This window comes from Rhodococcus sp. NPDC059968, from assembly GCF_042738615.1.
Lineage (GTDB): Bacteria > Actinomycetota > Actinomycetes > Mycobacteriales > Mycobacteriaceae > Rhodococcus_F.
In genome coordinates, this window is record NZ_JBHWUE010000077.1 from 1 (window position 1) to 16,101 (window position 16,101).

Below are 16,101 nucleotides of genomic sequence, written 5' to 3' on the forward strand. Positions count from 1 at the left end.
AACAACACCACCACGACCTTCCCGGCTCCGCTACGTTCCGCCGGGACAACACACGTGCCGGCACCGCAGGCACGTCACCTCATTTTCGGATTAGAAGGTGGACACCGAGTGACCGTCGACGACATCGAGCAATCATGAGCGCAGTAGCCTTCGGCCAACCCGTCACCGCCACGTATGGCTCCGCCGACCCGGCCGCGCCGTTGGTCGTGCTCCTCCACGGCCGTGGGTCGAACGAGCGCGAGATCCTCTCGCTGGCACCCCACTTGCCGGGAGACGTCGCCTACGCTGCGGTGCGCGCCCCACTTGCCGAGGGATCTGGCTTCGCCTGGTTTGCCAATCGTGGGATCGGCCGGCCCCTTGCGGCGTCTCTCACCGTGTCCATGAAGTGGTTCCGGAGCTGGCTCGACTCCGTCGCACCGATCGGGCGTCCGGTGATTCTCGTCGGTTTCAGCGGCGGAGCGGCCTTCGCCGGCGGCCTGATCCTCGACGACCCTGCCCGCTTCACCGGCGCGGCTGTCCTGTACGGGACACTGCCCTTCGACGCGGGCCTTTCGGTGGAGCCGGCCCGTCTCGCTCACCTTCCGGTCTTCGTCGCCCAAGGGGATCAGGACCATGTCATCCCGGCCGAGCTGCTCGAGCGCACCTGGAATTACCTACTCAGCGAGTCCGGTGCACCCACAGAAGCGCACCGCGACCCCGGCGGACATGGGCTGTCCGAAACCGTGGTGTCAGCTCTGCGCGAATGGATTGAGCATCGACTGCGCTTCGTGAAGCACCAACGCGTGCCTTCCGGCGGCCCGCGAGCCGGCGTCCAGTGGCCGACCGTCCCAGGCGGTCGGCTACCGGAACGTCGTGGCCCCCACCCGCGTGTTTCGTGGTCGATCCCGCAGCAGCAGAGCACTGACATTGCCCCCGTCGATCTGCAGGAACGTTTGCTCGCGCACGTCCGTGAGATGGCCGGCGTCACCGTCGGCGCCTCACACATCTCGGTCCCCGGAGCAGTTGCATTCAGTCTCGAAGACCGAGGGCTCGATGAGCAGGCGTATCTCGTTCCGTCGGCAGGAGAGTTCGCGCATCTGCATCCGCAGTACGACGGCTCCTTGCACCTCACCCTGCCAGCCGACCTCGCGGCCGACCTCGTAGCCCATGGGTGGGGGCGGATGCATCCGTGGGCGGGAACCCGGCTGTCACCCGGCTTCGTGATGGTCTACGGACCCCGCGACGACGACGAGCTCGCAACAATCCAGGGCGTCGTCGCGGCAAGCCATGCCTACGCCACCGGTCGGCTCATCGACTCGCCTTCCTCCGAGAACCTCCCCTTGCCGAGCCGCATCCAATAGAGAGACGCCTCATGACCAACCTCACGCTCGACCTGGACCGCACCGCACTCGTCCTGATCGACCTTCAAAACGACAACGTTCACCGGGACGGCGCGTACGCGTCCTTCGGCGCCGCCGCACACGCGGAGGAACAACAACTACTCACCCACGTCGGCGAGTTGCTGGACTGGGCTCGAACGAAATCCGTACCCGTACTCCACAACCACATCGTGTCGTTTCCCGGTCGCCCCTTCGGCGGCCGCAACGCCCCGATCTTCCGGATGATCGGTCCGGACTCACTCCGCCTCGGCTCGTGGGGCGCCCAGGCGCTGGACGGACTCGAGGCTCGGGACGACGAGCCCGTACTGTTGCGTAACCGGATGAGCTGCTTCAACGGGACACCGCTCGACAGTCTGCTGCGAAACCTCGGCGTCACCGACGTCGTCGTCTCGGGCGTGTGGACGAACATGGCCGTCGAGCACACCATCCGCGACGCAGCCGACCACGGCTACCGCGCAATCCTCCCTGCCGACGCCACGTCGAGCCTGAGCGCGGACTGGCAAGCGGCGGCGGTCGGTTACGCCCTGACGAACATCGCGGAGATCGTCACCACAGCCGATGTCACTGCGGGACAACGCGAAGAGACCGTATGAGCCGCGACTCCTTCTGGACTGTCGAGACGGCAGCCGATGTTCTCCTCGACGCCGAGGCAACTCGCACCGACCGAGACCCCATCACCGACAACTGGACTTCGCTCGACCTCGAGACCGCCTACCAAGTGCAGGACCGACTGATCGCCCGCAAGCTGGCACTGGGTGAGAACCTCGTCGGCGTCAAACTCGGCCTCACGTCCCGCACGAAGCAACAGCGGATGGGCATCAGCTCACCACTCACCGCGTGGCTCACCGATGGCATGGTTCTCGCAGCAGGGGCACCGGTTCCGACCCACGAACTCATCCACCCCCGTGTCGAGCCCGAGATCGTCTTCGTCCTCGGCGAGAAGCTGGAAGGTCCAGGTGTGACTGCAGCGTCCGCGATGGCCGCTGTGCGGTCCGTGTATGCCGGTGTCGAGGTGATCGACAGCCGCTACACCGACTTCCGTTTCACCCTGCCGGACGTCGTTGCCGACAACGCCTCCTCAGCGAGATTCGTACGTGGCGAGATTGAACGCCACCCCGCCGACCTAGACCTCGCCCTCGAAACATGCGTCCTGTCAGTGAATGGTGTCGTCGTCGACACCGCTACCGGCGCCGCCGTCCAAGGTCACCCCGCCGAGGCGCTTGCCCTCGCAGCAAACGCTCTCGCCGCACGCGGTCTCGCACTCGAAGCGGGCTGGATTGTCCTCACCGGTGGAATGACCGACGCCGTCTGCGTCGAACCCGGGCAACAGATCCTCGCCGAGTTCACCAACCTCGGTGTGATCACCATCGCCGGCGCCTGACAAGGGACATGCGGAGCCCCGCTGTGAGGACGCCCCGTCGTCGATCAGGCCCACCGCGTCCTTCGGATTACCGGCGGTCGTGGCGCGGCGGCGCTGTACCGCCTCCTGATGCCCTGCTTTGCCTGAACCAGCGCCAGGGGCGACCAGTATCTCGCCGAAAGATGAGGCACCGTGCGATTTCGGTGGCTTAGTGCGTAGTTCATTGTTCATCGTTGCGGACAGGGTTCGCGCCGTGGCTTTCACCCCCGGAGCGGAACTCGGTGGTCGAGGGTATGCCACGGCCACCGAGTGCGTTTCAACTCTTCGTGGGCACGGCTACCGGTTCCGCGTCTTCGATGATGTGCACGTGCAGCAGGCCTCCGGTGATCTTGTCGGTCCAGCGGCTCATGGTGAAGGCGAGGATCGCTGCGGCGACGAAGAAGCCCGCCATGATGAGGAGTCCGGTTGACGTGGAGCCGGTGGTGTCCTTCAGCAAACCGAAGAAATAGGGGCCGACCAGGCCGCTGAGGCTGGCGAGGCCGTTGATCATTGCGAGCGCCACTGCGGCGAGGCCACCGGTGAACAGCTGGGCGGGCATCGAATTGAATGTCGGAAGCGAGCCGAAGAAGCCGGCCGCCGCCAGGCTGATGCCGACCAGCGCGAGGTAGGGATTGCCGCTCAGCGCGGCAACGGCCAATCCCAGGGCACCTGCGAGTTGCAGGAGGGTCATGTGCCAGGTTCGTTCACCGGTTCGCGACACGTTCTTCGAGACGAAGATCATGACGACCGCAGCGAACAGCCACGGAATTGCCGAGACGAATCCGGCACCGGCAGCGCCTAGGTCGAACTGGTCTCGGACGATGGTGGGAAGGAAGTACGCGATCGTCCAGTACCCGATCGTCATACAGAAGTACAGCACAGTGAACACCCACGCGGCGGGCCGCCGCAGTACTGCCCACAGCTGCGAGATCTCGTGACCGGCGCTATCAGGACTCTGAGCGGCTGCTTTCGCGAGGTATTCCTTTTCCGACGCGTCGAGCCACTTGGCATTCGAGGGGCCGTCGGGAAGGCGGAAGAAGATGTAGATTCCGAGCACGATCGCCGGTATGCCTTCGAGCAGGAAAGCCCAGCGCCACCCCGCCACGCCGAACACTCCGTCCAGCGACAGCAGTGCCGAGGTCAGCACCGACCCGACGGCAAGTGCGATGGGAACGGCCAGATTCAGCATGGAGTACGTCCGCGGAAGCATGCGCGGTGTGCACCAGAAGGCGAGGAACAGCAGTGCGCCCGGCGAGAATCCGGCTTCCGCGATGCCGAGCATGATGCGCACGATGTAGAGCGTCGTCTCGTTCTGGACGAGGCCCATGAACATCGTGGCGATGCCCCAGGTGACCATGATGCGGGCGAGCCACACACGCGCACCGAACTTGGACAGGGCCATGTTCGAGGGAATCTCGAAGAAGCAGTAGCCGATGTAGAACAGCCCGGCGGCGAGACCGAAGGTTGCCGCGGTGAGGCCGAGGTCTTTGGACATCGGTCCGGCCAGGACACCGATGTTCGCTCGATCGATGTACGAGATGAACATGCCGAGCATGATGATCGGGATGACTCGCAGGAGCATCTTCTTGTAGATGCGTGCTTCCATATCGATGTCCGGGTCGGCGGTGATGAGGGGATTGGTCATGGGATCGGCTTCCTCGAGGTCGCGGCGGCGCGGCGAATGTGCCGGAACGGGTCGTCGCGAGGACTGCATGGCGTAAGGGGTATGCGGGCGGCAGGCACCGATGAGCAATTGCTGAAATCGCGGAAGGGTTTCCGGCCGCGTTCACCGCCTGTAGCGGGAACCGTTCGTTTCAGTTGTCGGTGCGGTAGTGCTCGAGCTTGGCCGGGTCGATCGCGATGCCCAGACCCGGACCGGGCCGCGCGCTCATCTTCCCGTCGGTGATGCGCAGGCGTTCGGTGAGCAGGTCGTCGCTCATGTCGAGGTAGTTCGACAGCTCGGCGGCGTGGTGTGCGGTCGTGCGTTGGGAGGCACCGAAGGCGAGCGAGCAGGCGGTTCCGATCTGGCCGTCGATCTGGTTGCCGATGACGACCTCCACCCCGAGGCCTTCGGCGAGGTGTGCGACGCGCAGCGAGTCCGAGAAGCCGGTGCGGGCGGTCTTGATGCTCACAGCCGTTGCCGCGCCGGCGAGGATCTCGCGGGTGACATCCGCTGGGGTGGGGACGCTTTCGTCCGCCACGAAGGGAATCGGGGACTGTCGCACCAGCCATCGGCGGCCGAGGACGTCGTCGGCGGGGCACAGTTCCTCGACCCGGGACAGACCGAGATCCCCCATCCGTCGCAGCGCGGTCGCGGCCTCGGACGCGGTCCAGCCGCGGTTGCCGTCGAGATAGAGTTCGGCTCCGTCGCCGACGGCCTCGCGGATCGCCCGGCACACGGCGATGTCGAGGTCGATCGGGCGCCGTCCGACCTTGATCTTGAACGAGGTGATTCCGTATTCGCCGGTGATGCGGAGGGCCTCGTCAGCCATGACTGCGGGGTCGGCGAATCCGAGCATGTGACTCACGTTCAGGTGATCGGTGTAGCCGCCGAGCAGCTCGTGCAGCGGCCGGTCCACGGTCTTGCCCCAGGCGTCCCATATGGCCATGTCGATGGCGGCCTTGGCGGTGGGATTGCCGACCGTGCGGTTCAGTTTCTCCCGCACCTGTTCACGTCCGAGCAGTGACATCCCCACGATGGCGGGGGCGAAGACGGTCTCGATCACCGCGACGATGGATGCCTGGGTTTCGCCGTAGGTGTAGGGGCGCGGGGGTGCCTCTGCGATACCGATGATGCCGTCTTCGGTGACGACCTCGACCAGGACGTGGTCCGCGACGTCGATGTGGCCACTGGCGAAGTGCAGCGGTTTGCGGTATGGAATGGCGAACGGAATCGCCCGCACTCGAGTGATTTTCATGATTTTGTCCTGTTTCGGGCATCGGGAGGCGGGCCCCGTCGTCGGGACGGGACCGGCAATCGTTTGGGAGCTGCTGTTCGGGCCTCGTCGCCCGGCTGGTCTTCGGTGCTGTCGTCAGGTGAGGTAAGTCCGGATGATCTGGCTGTCGTCGGCCTCGAGCAGGCCTAGCTCGGCCGCACGCTGATACTGCTGCCTGGCGGCTTCGAGCAGCGGGACATGGGCACCGTGCTCGGCGGCTTCCTCGTGGACGAGTCCGTTGTCCTTCGCGAGGATCGCCAGCCGGGTGAGTACGTCGGGGACGATGCCGAGTTCGGCCATGCGGGGTCCGCGCTCGTCGAAGAACCACGAGGCACCGGAGCCGCCGCTGATGATGCCGACGGTCTTGAGCGGATCGAGGCCGAGGTGGGTGGCAAGGGCGATGGCTTCGGCGGCCGCGGCCAGATGGACCGAGCTGCAGAGCTGGTTGACGATCTTGGTCGCCTGACCGTCGCCTGGACGGTCGCTGACCAGCGCGACCTCGCCGAGCACGGCGAACAGGTCTCGCAGTGCCTCGATCGGCGCGGCTTCGCCGGCGGTCAGGAAGCGCAGCATTCCCTTCTCGGCGCCCGGGACACCGCCCGTGACAGGCGCGTCGATGACCGCGGCGCCGGATTCGGTCAGCATCTGCGCTGCCTCCTTCGCGGCGCGCGGTCCGACGGTCGAGCAGATCACCCAGGTCTGGTGATCGACCTGCCGGTTCGCGGTTCCGGCCTTGACCGTGTCGAGGAGTTGCTGACCGGTGGCGACCAGCACCAGAACGATGTCGCTGACCGGGGTCGCGGCGATGTCGTCGAAGGACTGCATGCCGTCGGCTTCGGCTCGTGTGCGGGCTGCCGGATTCGGGTCGACCGCGGCGACGTCGTAGCCGCGGGAGACCAGGCGGTGGGCCATCGGTAGGCCGATGGCGCCGATTCCGACGAACGTGACTGTGGGGAGGTTCTTTTCGGTTGCATTCATGCTGTTGTCCGTTGCTCTCATGATTGGATCCAGGTGACGATGGTGTAGACGGTGAAGGCGGCGTAGGCGACGGAGGCCACGGCGAGCACGATTCGCCGGGGACGTGAGATGCCGATCCGGTGGTCGAGCGCTCCGTTGACTCGGATGATGAGCACGCAGTACACGACCATTACGAGCCCGTTGAGCAGGGCCGCGATCGCGATCAGCACCAGGGGTTGATCGAGGCCGAGTGCGAGGATTCCTGCGCCGAGCCCGACCATCACCCAGACGGCGGCCATGTAGGTCTTGGCCTCGGTCCAGGTGGTGTGGTCGCGCAGATAGGTGGTGGCGAGGATGTTCGAGGTGATGCGGGCGACGAGGTCGACCACCACCAGGTTGGCGAACACGAGCGAGACGGCGCCGATGGTCCAGAACAGGACCTTCAGCCATTCGCCGTATTGCTCGCCGAGTACGGTGCCCTCGAACTTGATGAATCCGAGGTCGGCGGGACCGGTGTAGCCGCCCACGCCGATGATCTTGTATGCCAACAGCGCGAACACGACGATGGAAACCAGTGTGACGAGGTAGAACGTCACGAACTGCTCGATGCGGACGGACTTCCACCACTGCTGCCACCGGGACATGCTGGTGTCGGTGATCTCGAACTGGTAGCCGGTTGCGGTGCCGGCCTCTTCCTCGCCGGTCACCGGGGAGACGACGCGCGGGGCGTGTATTCCCATGCCCCAGCCCTTGTCCCGTGCCCAATTGCTGACCGCGAGGTTCACGGCGCCGCCGCCGCCGGCGAAAACCAGTGCCGACATGAGCACCCCGACGGGTACCTCTTGGGGCAGTCGGCCGATGCCCTGGACGGTGGCGTGGGGGAGGTCGGTCCACGGCTGCCATCCGATCAGGACGACGGCGAATGCTACGAACAGCAGCACCATGATGATCTTGAACATCTCGAGCTTCTCGACCGTTTTGTACACCACCGGTGAGAAGGTCAGGACAGCGCCGATCAGGACGAGACCGCCGATCGCGATCCATTGAACGTTGCCGCCGCCCAGGGGAAAGGTGAGCATTTGCGCGGAACTGGTCATCCATGCCGGCCAGGCGAACGGGATGACCGTCATCGCGATGAACAGCGGGGCCCAGCCCCGCCACAGCCGCAGGAATCCGGTCAGGATCGTTTCACCGGTCGCGAGGGTGTAGCGCGCGACCTCGGTGTTGATGAAGTACTGCAGGCCCAGTCCGATCGCGGCAGCCCACAGGAAGGTCAGACCGACCCGGCTCGTGATGAACGGATGCAGCAGGTACTCGCCGGTGCCGATCCCGACGGCCGCGATGACGACGCCCGGGCCGATGATCTTCCGCAATCGCGGCGCCGCGGGCAGCTCCCGCGTCGGCATGGCCGGCAGGGTGCCGCCGTCCATCGCGCCTGCCGACCCCGGGTACGTCGTTGCCCTGTCCGCCATTGCTTTCACCATGATCCAACTCCCTCGAACGGCGAAGCGTGATGCCCGCCACACGCAAGAAAGTTATCGGCTCACGATCTATCTTGTCCAAGACTCATTTCTCAATTGTTCATATCCAAACCGTATGAATCGAGATCAGGTGTCGGCAGGGCGGCTTCCCCGACCGCGAGCACGCGCTGCAAGGCGGGCGAGGTGTTGTCGGTTCGCCAGGCGAGAGCCGGGAAGAGGTGAGTCGGCTCGGTGCCCTCGATCGGCTTGTAGATGATCCCGACGCTCTGCGCCTGACAGACCGAGCTCAGCGTGATGGTCACCCCGGCGCCCGCCGCAACCAAGGCGAGCACCGTGCTCGAATCCGGCGCCACCTGGGTGATCTTCGGCCGGAACCCCGACGACATGCACATCGAGTACATGGTCAACCGGAGCATCGATCCGCTGTCCTCGGGGAGGCTGACGAAGTCCTCGTCGATCAGGTCCTCGAGGCGCACGCTGTCGCGATCGGCGAGCCGGTGCCCAGCCGGCAACGCGCAGAGCACCTCCTCCACCTCGACGACCCGATAGCTGAGTTCGGGACGCGCCACCGGTATCCGGACGAACGCGAGATCCAGATCGCCCGCGACGAGCAGGTCGAACGCCCGGTAGACGTACGTCTGGGACTGCAGGACCAGATCGATCCCGGGATGCTCTGCCCGGACCGCACGGGTGAGCAGGGGCAGCACTCGCTGACTCGACGCACCGGCGAAGCCGATCCGGACCCGACCTTCCTCGCCTGACGCGATCGCGGTCGCCAGCTCCCGCACCGACGCCGCCTGGTTCACCGCCCGCCGTGCGGGTCCGAGCAGCCGCTCCCCCGCGTCGGTCAACCGCACGTTGCGCGTCGTCCGCTGGAACAACTTGAGCCGGAACTCGTTTTCGAGCTGGGTGATGCGATTGCTCAGCGGCGGCTGCGCCATGTGCAGACGGGCCGCGGCCCGACCAAAATGCAGCTCTTCGGCCACCGCGATGAATGCTTCGAGGTCACGCAGGTCCATGAAATGCCACACTAATACTCTGACGATATTAGTTGCCACAGGATTCGTATTGGATTTGCCGGTTCAGGTGGGTAATCATGTGAGTAGCGCCACCTGGCGCGGTACTCGCCACCACCGGTCACTCCCGTGAGAGCACATCCGAGCGTTCCGGCGAGGCACACCCAGCACAGGGGCCAATACTCACGGAGCCGTCGCGCACCGTGCACGAAGGAAGGAAACACGATGTATCTGCGCCTGCACCACGTGAACGTGACCTCGGACGATATGGGGGAGTTGGGCAAGTTTTACTCCGACGCCCTCGGACTCAGCGAGATCGCCAGCCCCCCGATGATTGCGACGTCTCGGTCGGCGGACAGCGGCGATTCGGGGGACGAGGAGTGGGCGACGCGCGCGCGCTTCTACGATGCCGGCGACAAGGACGAGCTTCAGCTGCATGCCACACGCCGCCAGCCGTATCTCGCTCTGACAGAGGGTCATACGGTGAATCCCCTCATCGGCGGACATGTCGCCTTCCGCACCGACGATATCCAAGCCGTGATGGAGCGCCTGCGCAACAACAACATTCCGTTCGACGATTGGGGCATCTGGTCAGTCGAGGGCTGGTACCAGATCTTCCTGACCGACCCGGCGGGAAACATGATCGAGATCCATCAGGTCATGGAGCCCGACGACGAGTCATGAGCCACCGTCCGACCGGCACGTGCTCGCTTCCGGACTAGGACACCGCAGGATCTGGACTGCAGCAGGAGAGGTAGAGGATGACCCGCTGGCGGAACCGACCCGAAGGTTCGAACTGGGGGGACTTCGGCCCGGAGGATGTGCTCGGACGGCTGAACTTGCTCGGCCCCTCCCAGGTCCGCAAGGGCATCGCCGAGGTCCGTGACGGCCTCGTGTTCAGCCTGTCCTTGCCACTCGACCTACCCGGCGGCACCGCACTCAACGCCAACCGGTTCCCGCCCGTCGTGCGACCCACACTGCGGGCCGGGGCGGTCAATTTCAACTGCGACATGGCCGTTGCCCATTCCGGCGCGACCGACGTGATGAGTGACGATCTCGTGGTCCTGCACACCCAGTACTCAACGCAATGGGATGCCTTCGGTCACGCGGGTGCGTTGTTCGACGCGAACGGAGACGGTGCGCCCGAGCGGGTCTATTACAACGGCTGGCGCGCCGGTGTCGACGTCGTGGGACCGGACGGAGCCCACGGGGCCGGAATCGGCAGCCTCGGCAGCCTCGACGGCGCCGAGGACGGCCGTGCGTCCACCTCGCACGCGGGTCCGGTCGACATCAGCCACATGGCGCGGCACGGCGTGCAGGGCCGCGCCGTCCTGGTCGACCTCGAGGCCCACTTCGGTGCGGAACGGATCGCCGTCGGATACGAGGACCTCGCACGCGTCCTCGCTGCCGACGATGTCGTCGTCGAACCCGGCGACCTGCTGGTGTTGCACACCGGCTTCGCTCGGCACGTGCTCGCGCAGCAGGGGACCCCCACTCCGGAGGCGCTCCGAGTGTGCGCGGTCCTCGACGGCTCCGACCCTGCTCTACACGACTGGATCCGCGACAGCGGAGTCGCCGCGATCGCCGCCGACAACTACGCGGTCGAGGCGTTTCCCCCGACCACCGAACTCCGCGACGCCCCCGCTCTCCCGCTGCACGAGCTATGCCTGTTCCGGCTCGGCGTGCACCTCGGTGAACTCTGGTGGCTCTCCGACCTCGCGAACCATCTCCGGGCGCAACACCGCTCCCGATTCTTGCTCACCGCTCCCCCACTTCGGCTACCCGGCGCAACCGGGTCGCCTCTGACCCCGATTGCGACGGTATGAACGTGTCTTCCTCTCCCGAACGTCTACTCGTGACCGGCGGTGCCTCTGGCATCGGGCGTGCCATCGCCGAGGAAGGTCTGGCTCGCGGATGGGACGTCGTCGTCATCGACCGCGACCCCTCCCCGATCGGCAAGAGTGTGCTCGCCGACCTCGCCGATACCGCGTCCACCGCCACAGCACTCGAGGAGGTACTGGCCAACGGTCCCGTCACGCGGCTCGTCAACAACGTCGGCGCCGTCTTCCCCGGACCGCTGCGCGAGCAGACTCTCGCGGAAATGGACGCGGCATTCGCGCTCAATCTGCGCTGCGCCGTCCAGTGCACCCAGGCCCTGCTGCCCGGGATGACCGACGCCGGCTTCGGGCGAATCGTGAACATGACGTCCCGGGCGGCACTGGGCAAGGAACTGCGCACGGCCTACGCCGCGTCGAAGGCCGGACTCATTGGCCTGACCGGGGTGTGGGCGCTCGAACTCGGGCCGCTCGGTATCACCGCGAACGCCATCGGCCCCGGGCCGATCGCGACGGAGTTGTTCACGAAGGCGAACGATCCCGAAACCACCAAGCAAATCGTCGATTCCGTTCCCGTTCGGCGCATCGGACAACCGGACGACATCGCTCACACCGCGGGGTTCTTCCTCGACGCCCGGGCCGGATTCGTCAACGGACAGATCCTCTACGTGTGCGGTGGTCTGACCGCAGGCATCGCCGCCGCCTGAGCGAGCTCCTCGTTGGTGGCCAATCCGCAGGGAGAACGCTGTGAAAGCCATCGTCAAAACCACCCCCGCAGAAGGCTTCGACTACATCACCGACTACTCGGAACGCCCCGTCGCGCACAATGAGGTCCGCATCGCGGTCGCCGCCGCGTCACCGTGCGGCACCGACCGCGAACTCGTCCGCTACAGCGCCACCGCGAAAGCCTTCGGCCTCGAGCCGCCAGTGGTCCTCGGCCACGAAGTCGCCGGAACCGTCATCGAGGTCGGACCGGGCGTCGAGACCCTCCGGCTCGACGACCGCGTCGCCCTCGAATCCCACATCTCCTGCCGGAACTGCTACCACTGCCGCATCGGCCAAGGACACAACTGCCTGAACATGGCGCTCCTCGGCCTGCACGTCGACGGTGGGTTCGCCGAACGCGCCGTCGTGTCCGAACACGCCTGCTACGTACTGCCCGACGACGTCCCCACCGAGACCGGTGCCCTGTTCGAGTCAGCCGGGGTTGCGGTGCATGCGATGCTGCGCAGCCAGGTCACCCTCGCCGGGCGCTCGGTGATCATCGCCGGCGCCGGACCGATCGGGTTGGCACTTGTTCAGCTCGCCCACCTGTCGGGGGCGAGGCGGGTCGTCGTGATCGAGCCGAACGACTTCCGTCGCGGCATCGCCGAATCCCTCGGCGCCGTCGCCCTCGAATCCGATGCGGCGGCGGTCGAATGGTGCCTGAACGACGCTGCCGACCGGCACGGGTTCGATGTGGGTTTCGACTGCACCGGCGCCCCCGGCGCCCTCGACATCATTCTGCAGTCGTTGCGCCGCGAGGCCACCGCCGTGTGTATCGGAGTGCCCAGACAACCTTTCGCCCTCGACATCACCCGGTATGTCATCAAACACGGCATCACCCTGAAAGGCAGCTTTGGCCGATCCCTCTGGGAGACCTGGGATGTCCTCGGCTCCCTGGTGTCACAGGGACGCCTCGATCTGAACTCGCTCGTCACTCACCGGATGGGACTGTCCAAATTCCAGGAAGCCCTGGACCTACAAGGGAGCAACGCCGGCAAGGTCCTGCTCATACCGGGCATCGACTAGCCACAGCACCGGAGAGCGCGCCCATTCACCCTGCTCGACAACTTTGTCAACTTCGGTGGCCTGGGACGTAATAACGTCCCGGGCCATCGGCGTTTCGAGGAATTCGAGCGCACAACTCAAGCATCGGCGCAGGTCACGGCATATGTTCGGCCGTTGTTTCAAATTGGAACAACTGCGGCACCTGTGTCCCCTTCCATGATGGTCCCAAGCAAGTGGCGCACGCCACACCACGCGAGACCGAAGGAACATGTGCCATGGATGCAGCCGCCCACGATCAGATCCACGAGCTCGACGCCCTCGTCGTCGGAGCCGGATTCGGCGGGATCTACATGCTGTACAAGCTGCGCAACGAGTTGGGCCTCGACGCCGTCGCCATCGACAAGGCCGGCGGAGTCGGTGGAACCTGGTACTGGAACAAGTATCCCGGAGCGCTCTCGGACTCCGAGGGCTTCGTCTACCAGTACTCGTTCGACCGCGACCTCTACGAGCAGACCCCGTGGAAGACCAAGTTCGTGACCCAGCCCGAAATCCTCGAGTACCTCAACGGCGTCGTCGATCGCTACAGCCTGCGTGAGTGCATCCAGCTCGAGACCGGCATGACCGACGCCGAATTCGACGAGACCTCGGGCACCTGGACCGTGCGGACCGACCGCGGCGTCACGTACCGGTGCCGGTTCCTGGTCACCGGCCTCGGCCTGCTGTCCGCGACGAACATGCCCAGCTTCCCGGGCATCGAGACGTTCGAGGGCCGCCTGGTGCACACCGGCGCGTGGCCCGAGGACCTGGACCTGACCGGCAAGCGGGTCGGTGTCATCGGTAACGGATCGACCGGCAACCAGGTGATTACCGCCAGCGCCCCGATTGTTGCGCATCTGACGTCGTTCCAGCGCACCCCGCAGTACAGCGTGCCCGCCGGTAACCGTGAGCTCACCCCGGAGCAGATTCAGCATCACCGCGACAACTTCGACGCCATCTGGGACCAGGTCCACAACTCGAGCACCGCCATGGGTTTCGTGGAGAGCACCGTGGAGACCTTCAGCATCGATGAAGCGGAGCGCGAAGCCGTCTACGAGAAGGCGTGGAACGAGGGCGGCGGGTTCCGGTTCATGTTCGAGACGTTCGGTGACATCGCCACCGACGAGGACGCGAACGAAGAGGCGGCAAAGTTCATCCGCCGCAAGATCGCCGAGGTCGTCAAGGACCCGGAGACCGCCCGCAAGCTCACGCCCACCGACCTGTACGCGCGGCGTCCGCTGTGCGATTCGGGATACTACGAAACCTTCAACCGCCCCAACGTCACATTGGTGAACGTCAAGGAGAACCCGATTGCGAAGGTGACGGAGAAGGGCATCGTCACCGAGGACGGCACCCTCCACGAACTCGATGTCCTCGTGTGCGCCACGGGGTTCGACGCCGTCGACGGAAACTACGTGCGCGTCGACATCCGTGGCCGCGGGGGTGAAACCCTGAAGGAACATTGGAGCGAGGGGCCGACGAGCTACCTCGGCATGACCACCGCAGGGTTCCCCAACATGTTCATGATCCTCGGCCCCAACGGTCCGTTCACGAACCTTCCCCCGTCGATCGAGACTCAGGTCGAATGGATCGGCGACGCCGTCCGTCACGTTTCGGCGACCGACGCGGGCTGGATCGACGTCAAGCCCGACACGGAAGCCGAATGGACGCAGACCTGCACGGACATCGCCAATCAGACCCTGTTCTCGAAGGCTGCCGGTTGGATCTTCGGCGCCAACATCCCGGGCAAGAAGCGCACGGTCCTGTTCTACCTGGGCGGACTCAAGGAATACCGCTCGACCCTCGCGTCCGAATCGTCGGCCGGATACCCGAGTTACACCACCAATGACGACGTCCTCGAGCCGGCGATCTGACACACCCTGCGAGGCCGGATTCGATCTGCAACGAAGGACGAGGAATGACGAAGTACGCAACAGTCGACCCCACCACCGGCACCGTGGTGCGTGAGTTCGCCACGATGTCGGACGCCGACGCCGATCAGGCGCTCGTACGAGCCGCCGACGCCTACCGGGTGTGGCGTGAGGTCGATCTGGCCGACCGGGCGGCGGTGCTCGCGAAGGTGGCCGAGCTACACCGACAGCACGCCACCGAGCTGGCCAAGTTGATGACCCTCGAGATGGGCAAGCCGATCGCACAGGCGGAGGCGGAGGTGGAGCTGTCGGCCTCGATCTACGACTACTACGCCACCGCCGGGCCGGCACTGCTCGCCGACGAGGAGCTCGACATCGCCGGCACCGGGCGGGCGATGGTGCGTACCGCGCCGATCGGGCCCCTGCTGGGCGTCATGCCGTGGAACTTCCCCTACTATCAGGTCGCCCGATTCGTCGCGCCGAACCTGCTGCTGGGCAACACGATTCTGATCAAGCATGCCGGATCCTGCCCCCAGCAGGCGCTGCGGATCGCCGAGATCATCGACGCGGCCGGAGCGCCGGCCCCGATCTACCAGAACGTGTTCGCCACCACCGATCAGGTCGCGACGATGATCGCCGACCCTCACCTGCAGGGTGTGTCGCTGACCGGATCCGAACGAGCCGGCAGCGCAGTAGGCGCGCATGCCGGACGCCACCTGAAGAAGTGTGTGCTCGAGCTGGGCGGCTCCGACCCGTTGATCGTCCTGCCCGGCGCTGACGTGGACAAGGCTGTCACCGCCGCGGTCGCCGGCCGGTTCTGGAACGCGGGCCAGGCATGCACGTCGTCGAAGCGGATGATCATCGAGGCCTCGGTGTGGGAAGAGTTCGTCCCGGCGTTCGTCGAACAGGCCGCGCAATGGCGGGCCGGAGACCCGATGAGCGAGGACACCCGTCTCGGCCCGATGGCGTCCGTCGCCGCCCGTGCCGATCTGACCGCCCTGGTCGACGACGCGATCGCCAAGGGCGCCGTCGTTCACCTCGGCGGTGAGGTCCCGGACGGCCCCGGCGCGTACTACCCGGCCACGGTCCTCTCCGGTGTCACCCCGGCGATGCGCGCCTTCCACGAGGAGTTGTTCGGCCCGGTCGCCGTGCTGCACAAAGTCGAGTCGGTGGACGCGGCCATCGAGTTGGCCAACGACTCACCGTACGGTCTCGGCAGCGCGGTGTTCACCCGCGACGAGAACGAAGCCGACTACGTCGCCAACCGGCTCGACGTCGGCATGGTCGGGGTCAACACCACCATCCGAAGCGCCCCGGATCTGCCGTTCGGTGGCGTGAAGAACTCCGGAATCGGACGGGAACTCGGCCGCTTCGGCCTCGACGAGTTCGCGAACAAGAAACTCGTCCGCATCGTCTGAGCG

The 16,101-nt window shown here is 65.7% G+C and carries 14 protein-coding genes; 9 read left to right on the forward strand and 5 right to left on the reverse strand.

The genetic code is table 11. The annotated features are described in order from the left end of the window. Window positions 1–134: 134 nt before the first annotated feature. From ACFWAY_RS39495 to ACFWAY_RS39505, 3 genes are read left to right on the forward strand one after another with little or no spacing between them, the layout of a single operon-like run. Entirely contained in the window at window positions 135–1,340 is a 1,206-nt protein-coding gene (locus tag ACFWAY_RS39495) for a phospholipase (protein WP_378514386.1), read from the forward strand. Between the two features lie 11 nt (window positions 1,341–1,351). Beyond that, window positions 1,352–1,972: a cysteine hydrolase gene (locus ACFWAY_RS39500; protein ID WP_378514387.1), complete on the forward strand. Its 621-nt coding sequence runs from the start codon at window positions 1,352–1,354 to the stop codon at window positions 1,970–1,972. Beyond that, the gene (locus tag ACFWAY_RS39505) at window positions 1,969–2,760 is read left to right on the forward strand and encodes a 2-keto-4-pentenoate hydratase (protein WP_378514388.1); all 792 of its coding nucleotides are present in this window, start codon (window positions 1,969–1,971) and stop codon (window positions 2,758–2,760) included. Before ACFWAY_RS39500 ends, ACFWAY_RS39505 begins: the two co-directional genes overlap by 4 nt. 295 nt (window positions 2,761–3,055) lie before the next feature. Here ACFWAY_RS39505 and ACFWAY_RS39510 read toward each other — a convergent pair whose 3' ends face one another. The 5 genes from ACFWAY_RS39510 to ACFWAY_RS39530 form a co-directional block, all read right to left on the reverse strand. Beyond that, a complete protein-coding gene (locus ACFWAY_RS39510; protein WP_378514389.1) occupies window positions 3,056–4,423 on the reverse strand; it encodes an MFS transporter in 1,368 nt (455 codons plus the stop codon). Window positions 4,424–4,592: 169 nt separating this feature from the next. Then, window positions 4,593–5,696: a mandelate racemase/muconate lactonizing enzyme family protein gene (locus ACFWAY_RS39515; RefSeq protein WP_378514390.1), complete on the reverse strand. Its 1,104-nt coding sequence runs from the start codon at window positions 5,694–5,696 to the stop codon at window positions 4,593–4,595. 114 nt (window positions 5,697–5,810) lie between these two features. Beyond that, window positions 5,811–6,713 (reverse strand): NAD(P)-dependent oxidoreductase, encoded by a 903-nt coding sequence (locus ACFWAY_RS39520; protein WP_378514391.1) that lies wholly within the window; start codon window positions 6,711–6,713, stop codon window positions 5,811–5,813. Further along, window positions 6,710–8,155: an Nramp family divalent metal transporter gene (locus ACFWAY_RS39525; protein WP_378514392.1), complete on the reverse strand. Its 1,446-nt coding sequence runs from the start codon at window positions 8,153–8,155 to the stop codon at window positions 6,710–6,712. Before ACFWAY_RS39525 ends, ACFWAY_RS39520 begins: the two co-directional genes overlap by 4 nt. Before the next feature lie 89 nt (window positions 8,156–8,244). Continuing rightward, window positions 8,245–9,171 carry a LysR substrate-binding domain-containing protein gene (locus ACFWAY_RS39530; RefSeq protein ID WP_378514393.1) on the reverse strand — a complete coding sequence of 309 codons (927 nt, stop codon included), beginning with the start codon at window positions 9,169–9,171 and terminating at the stop codon, window positions 8,245–8,247. 222 nt (window positions 9,172–9,393) lie between these two features. Between ACFWAY_RS39530 and ACFWAY_RS39535 the strand changes: the two genes are divergently transcribed. The 6 genes from ACFWAY_RS39535 (at window position 9,394) to ACFWAY_RS39560 (ending at window position 16,098) form a co-directional block, all read left to right on the forward strand. Continuing rightward, window positions 9,394–9,852 carry a VOC family protein gene (locus ACFWAY_RS39535; RefSeq protein WP_268788894.1) on the forward strand — a complete coding sequence of 153 codons (459 nt, stop codon included), beginning with the start codon at window positions 9,394–9,396 and terminating at the stop codon, window positions 9,850–9,852. 77 nt (window positions 9,853–9,929) lie between these two features. After that, entirely contained in the window at window positions 9,930–10,994 is a 1,065-nt protein-coding gene (locus ACFWAY_RS39540; RefSeq protein ID WP_378514394.1) for a cyclase family protein, read from the forward strand. Next, window positions 10,991–11,710, forward strand: a complete 720-nt coding sequence (locus tag ACFWAY_RS39545) for an SDR family oxidoreductase (RefSeq protein ID WP_378514395.1) — start codon at window positions 10,991–10,993, stop codon at window positions 11,708–11,710. The genes ACFWAY_RS39540 and ACFWAY_RS39545 overlap by 4 nt, the downstream gene beginning before the upstream one ends. 40 nt (window positions 11,711–11,750) lie before the next feature. Beyond that, a complete protein-coding gene (locus ACFWAY_RS39550) occupies window positions 11,751–12,794 on the forward strand; it encodes a zinc-binding dehydrogenase (protein WP_378514396.1) in 1,044 nt (347 codons plus the stop codon). A 254-nt stretch (window positions 12,795–13,048) separates the two neighbouring features. Beyond that, window positions 13,049–14,683 carry a flavin-containing monooxygenase gene (locus ACFWAY_RS39555; protein ID WP_378514397.1) on the forward strand — a complete coding sequence of 545 codons (1,635 nt, stop codon included), beginning with the start codon at window positions 13,049–13,051 and terminating at the stop codon, window positions 14,681–14,683. A gap of 44 nt (window positions 14,684–14,727) precedes the next feature. Further along, on the forward strand, window positions 14,728–16,098 hold the full coding sequence (locus tag ACFWAY_RS39560) for an NAD-dependent succinate-semialdehyde dehydrogenase (RefSeq protein ID WP_378514398.1): 1,371 nt from the start codon (window positions 14,728–14,730) through the stop codon (window positions 16,096–16,098). Window positions 16,099–16,101: the final 3 nt, after the last annotated feature.